This is a genomic window from Rhodococcus sp. MSC1_016 (assembly GCF_023667485.2).
Classification (GTDB): Bacteria; Actinomycetota; Actinomycetes; order Mycobacteriales; family Mycobacteriaceae; genus Rhodococcus_F; species Rhodococcus_F oxybenzonivorans.
Genome location: NZ_JAMOZI020000001.1, coordinates 494330 through 507956 on the forward strand (window position 1 = coordinate 494330; position 13627 = coordinate 507956).

Sequence of the window (13627 nt, forward strand, 5' to 3'; positions counted from 1 at the left end):
CTTCGCATGTCGGCGTGGAGGGTGATGCTTGGCCGGCGCAATTCGCCGCAGGTGGAAGCTTTACCGGTGGGGCCATCGAGATCGACGTGCCGACGCGCTGGCTTCCCCAGTTCGCGCAATCTGCAGCGTTGGCCCGAACGTGGACGTGGCTCACCGCACCTCCTGTAGGTACCTGTTGATCACGCTGACCGGACAAAAACAGACGATTGATATATCAGTGATGGACATCACGGTAGATCAGAATGCGGTGGTGGTCAAGTATCGTCTGATGGCTTCTCTGGACGGCCGGGAACTTGTATCGCCGAGCCGATTTTGCGCAAGGTAAGATGATATATCAGTCTCAAGCTCGATGGTATACTAGGCCGAATGGGCGGGTAGCTGAGATAGCAGGCGCACCGAGGAGATCTGTAGATGGTCAGAACCCTGTTGATAGATAACCACGATTCGTTCACCTACAACCTCTTCGAATTGCTCACCGCGGTCAACGGTATGTGTCCGACGGTAGTGACGAATGATGCAACGTGGGAGTCGATCGATTTCACGGCCTTCGACAACGCGGTGATCTCTCCCGGTCCGGGCACGCCGACCAGCATTGCCGACTTCGGTATCAGTGCTCGTGTCATCGCTGAATCAGGACTACCGGTGCTCGGGGTTTGCCTGGGGCATCAAGGATTGTGCGCGTTGTACGAGGCTCGCATTGCTCGGGCGCCCGAGCCCATGCACGGCAGACTCTCCTCCATCGTGCATTCCGGCGAAGACCTTTTCCGCGGGCTTCCTTCGCCGATGAATGTGGTTCGGTATCACTCGCTCGTCGCAGTGGAACTGTCGGAAGAGCTCGAGGTGCTGGCAACGACTTATGACGGACTGGTCATGGCCGTACGGCACCGAAGCAGGCCACTATGGGGTGTCCAATTCCATCCGGAATCGATCTCGAGTGAATACGGACGGGAGTTATTGGCAAACTTCCGGGACCTCAGTGTCCCTGCCGCGGTGCACGTTCACAGGCCCGGCCCAGCTCTCGAACGACGGCCACCGCCTGGTAGTCGGCATCCTTGCCTCGTCGTCGACCATCGTCGGCTGGACCGATATCCGGACGCTGCGCAGCTTTTCGACAGTCTCTTCGGCGGTCGATCGGGCACCTTCTGGCTCGATGGCAGTGTCAAATCGGATTTCGCTTCCCGATTTACCATCATGGGCGACTGCTCAGGACCGTACGGCGAGTACATCACCTACGACCTGAACACCTCGACTGTCAACGTCAGCCGCAGTAATCTTCGCGACGAGCAGATTTCGGGATCCATCTTCGACTACCTCGAAGCGCAGCTTCGCCTTCGGGCCGTGGAACCGGACCCCGCGCTTCCCTTCGATTTCCATCTTGGCTATGTCGGCTACCTCGGGTACGAGCTGAAAGGAGAAACGGGCGGCGTGCGGGCCCATACCTCCCCGCACCCCGATGCGGCGTTGGTCTTTGCCGATCGAGCTGTGGTGATCGATCACGAACAACGATGTACCTACACGCTCGCATTGAGCCCGACACCGAATGATCGGCGCAGCGAAGCTTGGTTCGCCACGGTCGGCGACGCACTGGAGGATCAGGAGGAGGTCGACGACCGGGATGACCCGCCGATTGTCTTCGCACGTCCGACGGGCGCGGAATTCGAACTACGTCACGGCGAGATGGCATACCGTGCTCTGATCGACCAGTGCCTGGAACTGATCCGGGCCGGTGAGACCTACGAAGTGTGCCTGACCAACACGGCAACCGTCGATGCTGACGTCGGGCCGCGCCGAATCTTCTCTAACATCCTGCGCTTCAATCCGGTGCCCCACGCCGCGCTTCTCTGTTTGCGTGATCTCTCGGTCGTCAGTGCGTCCCCGGAGCAGTTCCTTCGTGTCAGGGCAGACCGGTCGGCGGAGTCGAAACCGATCAAGGGAACCCGTCCGCGCGGTGCCACCCTCGACGAGGACACGGCCCTGATGCATTCCCTCGCCCTGAGCGAGAAAGACCAGGCCGAGAACCTGATGATCGTCGACCTGGTACGCAACGATCTGTCGAGGGTGTGTGCGCCGGGAACAGTGCACGTACCAATCCTGTTCGGAATCGAGACGTATGCGTCGGTTCATCAGATGGTTTCCACCGTTCGGGGTGTGCTTCGCACTGATGTCCATGTCATCGACGCGATACGTGCCTTGTTTCCTGCCGGATCGATGACCGGAGCCCCCAAAATCAGGACGATGGGGATCATCGACGAACTCGAAAGCGGTGCGCGCGGGGTGTACTCCGGTGCAATCGGCTACATCTCATTGTCGGGAACCGCGGACCTGTCGGTAGCGATCCGAACGATGGTGGTTTCCGATGCGCACGTTCAATTCGGCGTCGGCGGCGCAATTACCGCACTCTCCGATCAGAGGGAGGAGTACGAGGAGACCCTGGTCAAGGCGGCCTCATCGTGCAAAGTGCTCGAAGTCGACGATCGTACGCCTATCAGCACGGGAAGGTGACCTGTGTGGCCATGGCCGCGGCTCGCGGACCAGGCCACAGGAGCGTCAGTCAACCCATTTCTCCCGCATACTAAGGCGCCCAGTGGAATGTCAACGTCGCACCGTGGCGCCGCGCACACAGGCGAGTACAGCAACGGCATCGACGGTCGCCGCGACGTCGTGGACACGCAGGACGGCGGCTCCGTTCTGCGCGGCAATCAAGGCTGCGGCAACCGAGGCGGCCTGACGGTGGTCGACGCCGCGGCCGGTGATGGTGCCCAGCATGCCTTTGCGGGACAGTCCGGCCATCACGGGAACACCGAGGTCGGTGATCTGTCGGAGCTCGGACAATAGTGCGAGATTGTGGGTGAGGGTTTTGCCGAATCCGAAGCCCGGGTCGACCATGATGTGCTCGAGGGGAATTCCCGCATCGAGGCAAGCGGCGACACGGTCGAGGAGGAACCCGCGCACCTCGGTCACGACGTCGCCGTACTCCGGCGAATTCTGCATCGTGTCGGGATCGCCGCGCATGTGCATCAGGCACACGGGCACGTCCAGCTCGGCGGCGGCGCGCAGGGCGCCCGGAAGTCGCAGGGCGCGAACATCGTTGATCATCGATGCGCCCGCGGTGACTGCGTCGCGCATCACCTCGGGTCTCGACGTGTCGACGGAGATCGGAACCGTTGTGCGTCTGGCGAGTTCCGCGACGACGGGGATCACGCGCGTGATCTCGTCGGCGACAGACGGCGGGCGGGATCCGGGGCGTGTCGATTCGCCCCCGACGTCGAGGAGTTCGGCGCCTTCGGCGACCAGAGTCAAGGCGTGTTCGACCGCGGCAGCGGTGTCGAGGTATAGGCCGCCGTCGGAGAACGAATCCGGGGTCACGTTGACGATGCCGCAGACCAGGGGAACATCGCGTGCGAGAGCATCGAGCAGTCGGTCGGTGCGGGTGGCGGTGAGCGTCGGGGACGTAACCATCCGGGCACTCCTTCACGAAGGGAACACCGGTCCGGTGGACGGGGTCATGCGTCCACCGGGCCGATGCTGTCATTTACACGGGAACGATGCCGAATTCTTCGGCGGCGTCGATCAGCCATTCCGCGAGGTACCGGGCGAACGACGACCGCACGAGGATCCGGTAGTCGGTGCCGGTGCTGTCGAGCGGGATCAGGATGACGCCGGCAAGAGCGAGCATCGTCTGGACCGCGGCGCCAGGCCCGAGGACCTTGGGGTGCAGGTCGATCGAGCAACCTTTCGCGAGGACGTCTCGGGCGTGGGTTCCGCGCAGGCGCAGGGTGGTGCGCTGTGCGGAGACGTCGATCGCGGCGCCACCGTGTGGGGTCACCGCGCTGCGGAGTTGAACCTCGACCTCTTCGGGCGCCTGGGATCGGGTGGTGATCAGGAACTCGTCGGGGCCGAGCCAGATCGCGGTCGCTGCATCGCCCTCGATGCAGGTGGAGGGCGCGGCGGGCAGGTCCACGCCCAGTATGTTCGATGCCGCAGAGCCGCCCGGCCCGGCCTGGTCCACCCACAGGTCGACCATTGTGACGAACGGTTCCTCGGTGAGGCTCACCGATTCGGGGAGCTCGGAGAATTTCTGGTCCCAGCCGTGCAGGGGGCTGAGGGGGACGAGGGTGTCAGCCATCGCGACGTGCTCCTTCTGGATCAACGAGGACGGAGCTGGTGACCTCGACGGCGACCAGGTTTCCGTTCACCGGGACGTGCAGGGTGTCGCCGAGCCGGGCCCGCCCACCCTTGACGAGGGCAAGTCCGAACGGGCGGCCGAGTTCGGCGCTGAGGTAGCTCGACGTGACGTGGCCGAGCATCGGCACCGGCGGGGGCGGCAGGACGCCGTCGGGGATCTCTTCGATGATCTGCGCGCCCTCGGGCAGCACGGTCTGCTTGTCGAGGGGTAGCAGCCCGACGAACTGCTTGCGCAGCGGGTTCTGGTTCTCCTCACGGGAGAAGGAGCGCTTCCCGATGAAGTCGCGCTTCTTCTTCGACACGGCCCAGCTCATCCCGAGGTCCTGCGGAGTGACCGTGCCGTCGGTGTCCTGACCGATGATCGGGTACCCCTTCTCGGCGCGCAGCACGTGCATGGTTTCGGTGCCGTACGGGGTGATATCGAACTTCTCGCCCGCGGCGATCAGCCGTGCCCAGACGGCGGGTGCGTGCCAGCCGTTGACGTTGACTTCGAAGGCGAGTTCGCCGGAGAAGCTGATCCGCGCGACCCGCACGTGGACGTCGCCGAGGGACGTGTCGCGCCACGCCATGAACGGGAACGCGTCGTTGGTGACGTCGAGGTCGGGGAAGACCTCACCGATCACGTCCCGGGAGCGCGGTCCGACGACGGGGAACGTGGCCCACTGTTCGGTGACCGAGGTGAGCCGCACCCGCAGGTGGGGCCATTCCGTCTGCAGCCATTCCTCCATCCAGTCGAGGATCTTCGCGGCGCCGCCGGTGGTGGTGAAGACCTGGAACCGGTCGTCGTCCAGGCGCATCACGGTGCCGTCGTCGATGACCATGCCGTCGACGCCGCACATGACGCCGTAACGGACCATGCCGACCTTCAGTGTGCTCATCATGTTCGTGTAGACCATGTCGAGCAGCACCCCGGCGTCGGGACCCTGAACGTCGATCTTGCCGAGGGTCGAGCCGTCGAGGATGCCGATGCTGCGGCGCACGGCGGCGCATTCGCGCAGCACGGCGGCATCCATGTCTTCCCCGGGCAGCGGATAGTAGCGGGGACGCTTCCACTGGCCGACGTCCTCGAACACCGCGCCGCGTCCGACGTGCCAATCGTGCAGTGCCGTCACCCGTTCGGGGTCGAAGAGGGCGCCGCGGCTGCGGCCGGCGAGGGCGGCGAACGCGACCGGGGTGTACGGCGGTCGGAATGTGGTGGTGCCCAATGTCTCGATCGGTCTGCCGAGCAGTTCGGCCGTGATGCCGGAGGAGATCACCCCGGAGGTCTTGCCCTGATCGTGTGCGGTGCCGATGGTCGTGTAGCGCTTGATGTGCTCCATCGACGTCATCCCGGCACCGACCGCGCGGGCGAGGTCGGCGACCGTCGCGTCACGCTGCACGTCGACGAACTGGGTGTCCTCGCCGGCGGTGTCGGGCACCCGCCACAACACCAGCGGCGCCAAGCCACTGTCGTTCGCCGCATGACGGTCGACAGTATCGACATCGGTGACGGAGCCCGTGAACCCGAGATTGCGCACGGCAGCGGCGCCCACGTGCTGGCCGTCGCGCAAGCACCCCTGCAGATCGAACACACCGTTCGCGGATCCGGCGACGGAGACTCCGTCAAGGGTCTCGCCGGGGACGAAGGCGCCCAGGTTGTCGTCGTAGCGGAGTTTGCCGCGGGCCTGGGAGAACAGGTGCACGGCCGGGTTCCAGCCGCCGCTGACGAGCAGGACGTCGCAGGCCAGGGGAACCGGGGTGCCGTTGTCTGCGCGTTGTGACACGACGGCGTGACTGATCCGGCCGTTGCCGCGGGTACCGGACACCACCGATGCAGTGCGGATGGTGATGCCCCGCTTGTCGCATTCGGCCTGCCAGTGGGCGGGTGCCTGCTCGCGGGCCTCGACGATCGCGTTGATGCGAACACCGGCGTCGTGCAGGTCGATCGCCGCTTCGTAGGCGCTGTCGTTGGTGGTGAACACGACGGCCTGCTCGCCGACCTTGACGCCGTAGCGGTGCAGGAAGGTGCGGGCACCGTGCGCGAGCATGATGCCGGGGCGATCGTTGTCGGTGAAGACGACGGGACGCTCGTGGGCGCCGGCCGCGACGACGATGTGCCGGGCCCGGATCCGCCACACGCGTTGCCGGCTCAGCGCGGTCGGGGCTTCGGCACCGAGATGGTCGGTGCGACGCTCGAGCGCGAGGACGAAACCGTCGTCGTAGTTGCCGAACGCGGTGGTGCGCTGCAGGTGCAGCACATCCGGGAAGGTGGCGAGCTCGGCGACCGCGGCGGCCACCCAGTCGAGGGCGGGGGCGCCGTCGATGAGGTCGGTGGACCCGAGCAGGTCTCCGCCGGCTTCGTTCTGCTCGTCGACGAGCACCACCCGCGCGCCGGCCCGGGCGGCGGTGAGCGCCGCGGCGAGACCCGCCGGGCCGGCGCCGGCGACCAGGAGGTCGGTGTGGACGTGCGTGGCGTCGTATTTCGCCGAATCGGCGATCGTGGCAAGGCGTCCCTGACCGGGGATGCCGCGGGCGACTAGGCCGTCGAACAACTCGATGGTGGTGGCGAGCAGCATCGGCTCGGGGAACGGCTCTTCGATCTGCACGAGGCCGCCGGTGTCCTCCGCCCACGCCGCGGTGATGCCGCGGGGCCGGCCGAGTTTGATGCTGGTGGTGATCTGGTGGACGCCGTTCGCGAGCAGGGCCGAACCGAGCGTGTCACCGGGGTGACCGGTCAGTTCCCGGCCGTCGAACGTGAAGGTGTAGGAGGTGTCGCGGTCGAGGCGACCGCCCTGGCGGGTGCGGAAGGGTGCGTTCACGATATCGTCGGCTTCTGCTCGTCCAAGCGGTAGACGCTGTGGAATCGGTAGGTGGCGGTGTCACGTACGGCGTTGAACCAGCGCCGGCAGCCGGCGCTGTGGTTCCACCGTTCCGCGAAAAGACCTTTCGGGTTCGCACGGAAGAACACGAAGTGTGCCCATTGTTCGTCGGTCAACGATTCGGGGTCTTCCGGGTACACGACGTGGGCTTCGCCGCCGTAGTGGAACTCGGTTTCCTCACGGGGTCCGCACCACGGGCATTCGATGAGTTGCATGGTGACTCCTGATTTCAGTGCGCGACGGGGGATCAGTGCGCGACGGCCGCAGCGCCGTGCTCGTCGACGAGGGCACCGGTGACGAACCGGTCGAGGCTGAACGGCGCGATGAACTCGTGCGGTTCGTCGTTGGCGATCGTGTCCGCCAGGCACCAGCCCAATCCCGGGGTTGCCTTGAATCCACCAGTGCCCCAACCACAGTTGAGGTACACGTTGTCGTACGGGGTGCGTCCGACAATCGGGGAGGCGTCGGGGCACACGTCGACGATGCCGCCCCAGGTGCGCAGCAGGTGCGCGCGGGCGAAGACGGGGAACAACTCGACCGCGGCCGCCATCTGCCGTTCGATGATGTGGAATGCGCCGCGCTGGCCGTAGCCGTTGTAGGAGTCGACACCGGCGCCCATCACCAACTCACCCTTGTGCGCCTGCGAGACGTAGACGTGGATCGCGTTGGACATCACGATGGTCGGGTGCACGGGCTCGAGCAGTTCGGAAACCAGTGCCTGCAACGGGTGACTCTGCACCGGGGTGCGGATGCCGAGCATGTCGGTGAGCGTCGAGGTGTGCCCGGCCGCGCACAGCGCGACCTGCCCGGCCGCGATGTCGCCGCGGGTGGTGCGCACCCCGGTCACCTTGTTGCCGTCCGTGACGAATCCGGTGACCTCACAGTTCTGGATGATGTCGATGCCCGCCTCGTCGGCGCGGCGCGCGAATCCCCAGGCCACGTAGTCATGTTTGGCGATGCCGGCCCGCGGCTGATACGTCGCGCCGAGGACGGGGTAGCGGATGTCGCTCGAGATGTTCACCAGCGGGCACAGCTTCTTGACCTCGTCGGGTCCGACCCACTCTGCGTCGATGCCGTTGAGCTTGTTCGCCTCCACCCGGCGGACGCTGTCGCGGACGTCCTGCAGGCTGTGCGCGAGATTGAGGACGCCGCGCTGGCTGAACAGGATCGGGTAGTCGAGGTCGTCCTCGAGGCCCTCCCACAGCTTGAGCGCGTGCTCGTAAATCTTCGCACTCTCGTCCCACAGATAGTTCGAGCGGATCAGCGTGGTGTTGCGGGCCATGTTGCCGCCCGCGAGCCAGCCCTTCTCCAGGACCGCGACGTTGGTGATGCCGTGATTCTTGGCGAGGTAGTGGGCGGTTGCCAGGCCGTGTCCGCCGCCGCCGACGATCACGACATCGTACGACTTCTTCGGTTCCGGGTTACGCCACAGGAAGTCGGGGTGATCGGGCAGGTGGGCGCCGGGAGGCTGGGTGGCACTCATCAGTTCGCCTCCGTCAGGTCGGGGTAGAGCGGGAAACGCAGGGCGAGGGCGTCGACGCGGCCGCGGAGTTCGTCGAGATCGGCCTCGTCGGTGGCAGGCCGCAGCGCATAGCTGATGATGTCGGCAACCTCGGTGAACGCGTCCAGGTCGAAACCGCGGGTCGCGAGGGCGGGGGTCCCGATGCGCACACCAGAGCTGACCATCGGCGGCCGCGGGTCGAACGGAACGGCGTTGCGGTTCACCGTGATTCCAACCCGGTGCAGCCGGTCCTCGGCCTGCTTTCCGTCGAGCTCGGACTCGCGCAGATCCACCAGCACCAAGTGGACGTCGGTGCCGCCGGAGACGACGTTGATCCCGGCCTCGCGGGAGTCGGGCTGCAGCAATCGGTCGGCAAGGATCTTCGCCCCGGCGAGGGTACGTTCCTGGCGCTCGCGGAACTCCGGCTCGGCGGCGAGCTTGAACGAGACGGCCTTGCCGGCGATCACGTGTTCGAGCGGGCCACCCTGCTGTCCGGGGAACACCGAGGAGTTGAACTTCTTCGCCAGAGCCTCGTCGTTGGTGAGGATGACGCCGCCGCGGGGACCGCCGAGGGTCTTGTGCGTCGTCGACGTGACCACGTGGGCGTGCGGGACGGGGGAAGGGTGCAGTCCGGCGGCGACGAGTCCGGCGAAGTGGGCCATGTCGACCATGAGGTACGAGCCGACCTCGTCGGCGATGCGCCGAAATGCGGCGAAGTCGAGCTGGCGTGTGTAGGCGGACCAGCCGGCCAGGATCAGCTTCGGGCGGTGCTCACGGGCCAGACGCTCCACCTCGTCCATATCGACCAGGTGATCGTCCTCGCGGACGTGGTAGGCGGCGACGTCGTAGAGCTTGCCGGAAAAGTTCAGCCTCATCCCGTGCGTGAGGTGACCACCGTGCGCGAGGTCCAGTCCGAGGATTCCGTCACCGGGCTTCAGCAGTGCCGCCATCGCGGCGGCGTTGGCCTGCGCCCCCGAATGCGGCTGCACGTTGGCATATTTCGCGCCGAAAAGGTCGGTGAGGCGGTCGATGGCGAGCTGCTCGATGACGTCGACGTGCTCGCAACCGCCGTAGTAGCGGCGTCCGGGGTATCCCTCGGCGTACTTGTTGGTGAGCACCGAGCCCTGCGCCTGCATCACTGCGAGCGGGGCGAAGTTCTCACTGGCGATCATCTCCAGGGTGCCCTGCTGGCGCTCGAGTTCGGCTGCGATCGCCTGGTGGACGGCGGGGTCGAGGTCGGCGAGCTGATCGGTCAGCGTCGGATTGCCTGCCGGTGCGGCTGTCGTGCGGCCGTCGATGTCGAGAGTCAAGAGTTCGCCCTTCTGAGAGATCAGTGACTTGTAGACTGATATATCAACTTGAAGGTAGAGTAGGGTCAGCGATGGATCGCAGTCAAGGCTCTACCGGAAATGTTTGGGAGATGAACATGAGCGTGGCGCAGCCGCCGGTTATGGAAGCTCAATCCGTAAGCGGGACCAATGCCGACCGTGCGTACGAGATCGTGCGCGAACGCCTGGTCATGCTGGACATCCGCCCTGGCGAGCCGATCAATGACGACAGGCTCGCCGAGGAACTCGGATTCGGACGAACACCCGTGCGGGAAGCGCTCAAGCGGCTCGAACGGGAGCGTCTCGTCGTCGCGTACCCGCGTCGCGGCACGTTCGCCACCGCCGTCGACATGACCGACCTCGCCGACATTTCCGAAATCCGTAAGCAACTCGAACCCACCGCGGCCGCCCGCGCGGCACGGAGCGCGTCCCAGGATGCGCGGGCGCGGCTGTCCGTGCTTGCCGACGAGATCGCCGAGATCGACGACAGTGAGGATCCACGCGAAGTCCTGCGCAAGGACGTGCGCGTCCATCGCGAGATCTACCGAGCATCCGGAAATCCTCACCTCGAGGACATTCTTGTCAGCCTCGACGCACACGCCACCCGCATCTGGTGTCTCTTCCTCGATCGGCTGCCGGACGTCGCCGGCCATGTGCGCGAGCACGTAGCGCTGCTCCACGCCATCGTCGACGGGGACGAGGACACCGCCTCGTCCCTCACCCGCGCCCACGTCACCGGCTTCGAGAAAGCCATCCGCGACCTGCTGTAGCGCCATCTCAGGGCGCGCATGAAGCGACGAAACTGAGAGCCTTTTCGAAGAGTTCGTGGAAAGCGACCCGGGGTCGATGTTGAATGGGCTGAGGGATATCGGGCCTCAGGTGCTGCCTCGATTTACCGCTGCGGACAGACCACTGTTGTGGGTGATTCGCAACGATGAGCTGATGGTCCAATCCTGGACGCTCTCACTCCTCGTGCGGTTGGGTGGCGAGGATGGTCCAGCTGGCGGCTGGATAGGATGCAGCGATCTGCTTGTCGGGAGCGAGGATGCGAAGCGTCCCACCATCGAGCACATGACCGGTGAAACCCGCTGAGTATTCGTCAGTTCTCGTGCCACACTGCACGGACAGTCGTCTCATCGCAGCACCTTTCAGCTCGACGCTTTGCCCAGGCGATCGGATCGGAAATGTGCTGCCGCAGGGAACGTCATGGCTGAGGGACTCTGCGGCAGCCGAAGGCCGTCAGCTGAAGATGACGGTCCTGTGCCCGTGCAGAAGAATGCGATTCTCGCAGTGCCAACGAACAGCCCGAGACAATGCCAGCGCTTCTGCGTCCTGGCCGACGGTGGCGAGTCGGGCGGGATCGTAGCTGTGATCGATGCGGATCACTTGCTGCTCGATGATGGGCCCCTCGTCCAGATCCGGTGTGACGTAGTGGGCGGTAGCCCCGACCTGCTTGACGCCGCGATCGAATGCCTGGTGGTAGGGCTTGGCGCCCTTGAATCCGGGCAGGAACGAGTGGTGGATGTTGATCGCACGGCCGTGTAACTTCCGGCATGCGTCATCGGACAGCACCTGCATGTACCGCGCGAGCACGACCAGGTCGGCGTTGTACTGATCCACGAGTTCGAGGAGCTGTGCCTCGGCCTGCGGTTTGGTCGCCGCCGTCACGGGGATGTGGATGAAGGGCAGACCGGCGGCTTCGGCCATGGGGCGCAGGGTTTCGTGGTTGGAAACCACGGCGACCAGCTCTCCACCGAGATTGCCGGCACGCCAACGAAAAATGAGGTCGTTGAGGCAGTGACCCATCTTCGAGACCATCACGACGACGCGCGGCTCGCTGCAACCGTTGAAGTTGAATGACATACCGAATTTGTCAGCGACACTGCGAAACTCGGCGGTGAGCCTTTCCACGTCGAGGGCGCCCGCCGCGACAAACGATGTGCGAAGAAAGAACGCGCCGTTTTGTGTGTCATCGAACTGCTGGTGTTCGGCGATGTCGCAGTTCTGTTCGAACAAGAAAGAACTGACTGCGTGGACGATTCCGGGCCGCTGAGCGCAGCTGAGCGTCAAGGTGAAGGTTTCGGTCATGTGCGTCTCCTCGGTGCTGGACGCTCTCCCTGGCAACGGCGGCGTCTCGAGTGGATAGCGGGCTTGTTGTTGCGGCGAACGAGACCATCGTGTCCCGATGGCTTCAACGGCTAGAGTGTCAGTAGCAGAGAAGTGATATATCAGATGAGTATTAGTATTTCAGGCTGCGCCGAAAGGGTCAAGAGGCGAAGTGGAACGCTAAGATGACGCCCATGGGGCTGCAGGCGATAGAGGTCGATGCCGGCGTGATCTCTCGCGCTGATCGTGTCTATTCCGCGATTCAAGACAAGTTGATCATGCTCGATATCCGCCCCAACGAGGCAATTGTCGAGAGTGCTCTCGCCGAGGAGCTCGGTGTGGGGCGAACACCGGTCCGAGAAGCGCTCAAGAGGCTCGAGGGGGAGCGTCTGGTCATTTCGTTCCCTAGGCAGGGAACGTTCGCCACAGGTGTCGACGTCTCCGACCTCGGTCATATCTCCGAGATCCGGGCTCATCTCGAGCCCGTAGCCGCGCGACGAGCGGCGGAGGCGGCTTCCCCTACCCTCCGCCAGCTGCTTCTCGACATGGCGGACAAGACAGATGGACTCGATGTTTCCGGTATGGAACGGCACGAATTGATGCGATGGGACCTTACGGTGCATCGGACGATCTATCGGGTCGCGCGCAATCCGCATCTCGAGGACGTCCTCGTCCGATACGACAATCTCGCGACCCGAATCTTCTGTCTCTACCTCGAGCGGCTACCGTCGGTGCCCCAGCACGTCGGTGAACACGGGGAGCTTTTGCGGGCTATTGCCAACGGTGACGGTGACCTCGCCGGAGAAATCGCGCGTCAACATGTCATAGGGTTCGAAAAAGCCGTCCGGGCAGTCGTTTAGCGTTCGGAGGACGGGCGATCGGCTTCACCCCCTCGGGAGAGAGCAGTTCACCCACGATGACCTCACTCGCTGCTGGGCGTTCCGACGAGGTTCAATTGCTTTCTCACTCGGGCGGTGACGGCATCGGCGCGGTCGGTGAGGGCATCGACAGTGGCGGCAGTGTCGACGAGGGACTGTCGGATGTTCGCATCGGTGATGCCGGGCAGATTGATCTCGACATTGACCCGAGCTGTTGTGGCTGCCGCTCGGGCCGCCTCTGCGGCAGCCGCGACGTCACTGACGACATTGCGGTTCGCGACCGATACGAGCTCCTCGGCAAGCGCGACCACCACCCATGCTGCATTGATGACCTCGGCCGGAACTCGCGCCGCGCTCACGAGAGCGTTCTCGATCGCTGCCGATCGTGCGGCGATCTCCGCATCAGTGCTCTTGGGAAGCGTGTAGGTGTCGATTACGGAACCGAATGCCGCCATATCGTCCTCGGCAAGCTCCAGTGCCCGCTCGCGGACCGTATCCGCTCCGGTGCACACACGCTCGATCAGAGCGCTGTGTTCGGCGTACCGGTCACCGGTCGTGTATCGAGCCACCATCGCTACGAGCGCAGCGGATTGACCGAGGTGTAGCGCAGCGGTGGCACCACCGCCGGGTGCGGGTACGCGGTCGGCGAGCGACGCGAGAAATGCGCTGATCGTGTCATGTCGCATGAGTGGGTCGTCCTGTCGGTGGGGAAGGGCAGAGATGAAGCAAAGGTCCTGACCGAGCGAGGGTGCCGGCCCCTGAGCAGCGAGC

The 13627-nt window shown here is 64.7% G+C and carries 12 protein-coding genes; 3 read left to right on the plus strand and 9 right to left on the minus strand.

The genetic code is table 11. The features are described 5' to 3' along the window. The first annotated feature begins 411 nt into the window (after positions 1-411). Positions 412-2502 (plus strand): aminodeoxychorismate synthase component I, encoded by a 2091-nt coding sequence (gene pabB / locus L1080_RS02140; RefSeq protein WP_250771865.1) that lies wholly within the window; start codon positions 412-414, stop codon positions 2500-2502. A gap of 90 nt (positions 2503-2592) precedes the next feature. Here pabB and folP read toward each other — a convergent pair whose 3' ends face one another. From folP to glyA, 6 genes are all read right to left on the minus strand, one after another. Beyond that, a complete protein-coding gene (gene folP, locus L1080_RS02145) occupies positions 2593-3459 on the minus strand; it encodes a dihydropteroate synthase (protein ID WP_159924935.1) in 867 nt (288 codons plus the stop codon). A gap of 73 nt (positions 3460-3532) precedes the next feature. Next, a complete protein-coding gene (locus L1080_RS02150) occupies positions 3533-4126 on the minus strand; it encodes a sarcosine oxidase subunit gamma (RefSeq protein ID WP_159924936.1) in 594 nt (197 codons plus the stop codon). Further along, complete coding sequence (locus L1080_RS02155) at positions 4119-6983, minus strand: 2Fe-2S iron-sulfur cluster-binding protein (RefSeq protein WP_159924937.1); 2865 nt, start codon at positions 6981-6983, stop codon at positions 4119-4121. The genes L1080_RS02150 and L1080_RS02155 overlap by 8 nt, the downstream gene beginning before the upstream one ends. Next, the gene (locus L1080_RS02160) at positions 6980-7258 is read right to left on the minus strand and encodes a sarcosine oxidase subunit delta (RefSeq protein ID WP_109332682.1); all 279 of its coding nucleotides are present in this window, start codon (positions 7256-7258) and stop codon (positions 6980-6982) included. Before L1080_RS02160 ends, L1080_RS02155 begins: the two co-directional genes overlap by 4 nt. A 32-nt stretch (positions 7259-7290) precedes the next feature. Continuing rightward, positions 7291-8526: a sarcosine oxidase subunit beta family protein gene (locus L1080_RS02165; protein ID WP_159924938.1), complete on the minus strand. Its 1236-nt coding sequence runs from the start codon at positions 8524-8526 to the stop codon at positions 7291-7293. Further along, entirely contained in the window at positions 8526-9842 is a 1317-nt protein-coding gene (gene glyA, locus L1080_RS02170) for a serine hydroxymethyltransferase (protein WP_374434084.1), read from the minus strand. The genes L1080_RS02165 and glyA overlap by 1 nt, the downstream gene beginning before the upstream one ends. Before the next feature lie 128 nt (positions 9843-9970). Between glyA and L1080_RS02175 the strand changes: the two genes are divergently transcribed. Continuing rightward, positions 9971-10642, plus strand: coding sequence for a GntR family transcriptional regulator (locus L1080_RS02175; protein WP_159924939.1), 672 nt, complete (start codon positions 9971-9973; stop codon positions 10640-10642). Positions 10643-10835: 193 nt separating this feature from the next. Here the strand turns inward: L1080_RS02175 and L1080_RS02180 are convergent, their stop codons facing one another. Both L1080_RS02180 and purU read right to left on the minus strand, forming a co-directional pair. Then, complete coding sequence (locus L1080_RS02180; RefSeq protein WP_159924940.1) at positions 10836-11009, minus strand: hypothetical protein; 174 nt, start codon at positions 11007-11009, stop codon at positions 10836-10838. A 102-nt stretch (positions 11010-11111) separates the two neighbouring features. Beyond that, positions 11112-11960, minus strand: coding sequence for a formyltetrahydrofolate deformylase (purU, locus tag L1080_RS02185; protein WP_109332680.1), 849 nt, complete (start codon positions 11958-11960; stop codon positions 11112-11114). A 212-nt stretch (positions 11961-12172) separates the two neighbouring features. On the opposite strand from purU, the gene L1080_RS02190 reads away from it, so the two are divergent. Next, positions 12173-12838, plus strand: coding sequence for a GntR family transcriptional regulator (locus tag L1080_RS02190; RefSeq protein WP_374434013.1), 666 nt, complete (start codon positions 12173-12175; stop codon positions 12836-12838). A gap of 62 nt (positions 12839-12900) precedes the next feature. Here the strand turns inward: L1080_RS02190 and L1080_RS02195 are convergent, their stop codons facing one another. Beyond that, positions 12901-13542, minus strand: coding sequence for a cyclodeaminase/cyclohydrolase family protein (locus tag L1080_RS02195; protein WP_250771862.1), 642 nt, complete (start codon positions 13540-13542; stop codon positions 12901-12903). Positions 13543-13627: the final 85 nt, after the last annotated feature.

Bases quoted from the DNA above. Each gene is read 5' to 3' on its own strand.
- L1080_RS02180 (WP_159924940.1), bottom strand. From the start codon at position 11,009: ATGAGACGACTGTCCGTGCAGTGTGGCACGAGAACTGACGAATACTCA.
- pabB (WP_250771865.1), top strand. From the start codon at position 412: ATGGTCAGAACCCTGTTGATAGATAACCACGATTCGTTCACCTACAAC.
- L1080_RS02175 (WP_159924939.1), top strand. From the start codon at position 9,971: ATGAGCGTGGCGCAGCCGCCGGTTATGGAAGCTCAATCCGTAAGCGGG.
- purU (WP_109332680.1), bottom strand. From the start codon at position 11,960: ATGACCGAAACCTTCACCTTGACGCTCAGCTGCGCTCAGCGGCCCGGA.
- L1080_RS02165 (WP_159924938.1), bottom strand. From the start codon at position 8,526: ATGAGTGCCACCCAGCCTCCCGGCGCCCACCTGCCCGATCACCCCGAC.
- L1080_RS02160 (WP_109332682.1), bottom strand. From the start codon at position 7,258: ATGCAACTCATCGAATGCCCGTGGTGCGGACCCCGTGAGGAAACCGAG.
- L1080_RS02190 (WP_374434013.1), top strand. From the start codon at position 12,173: ATGGGGCTGCAGGCGATAGAGGTCGATGCCGGCGTGATCTCTCGCGCT.
- L1080_RS02150 (WP_159924936.1), bottom strand. From the start codon at position 4,126: ATGGCTGACACCCTCGTCCCCCTCAGCCCCCTGCACGGCTGGGACCAG.
- folP (WP_159924935.1), bottom strand. From the start codon at position 3,459: ATGGTTACGTCCCCGACGCTCACCGCCACCCGCACCGACCGACTGCTC.
- L1080_RS02195 (WP_250771862.1), bottom strand. From the start codon at position 13,542: ATGCGACATGACACGATCAGCGCATTTCTCGCGTCGCTCGCCGACCGC.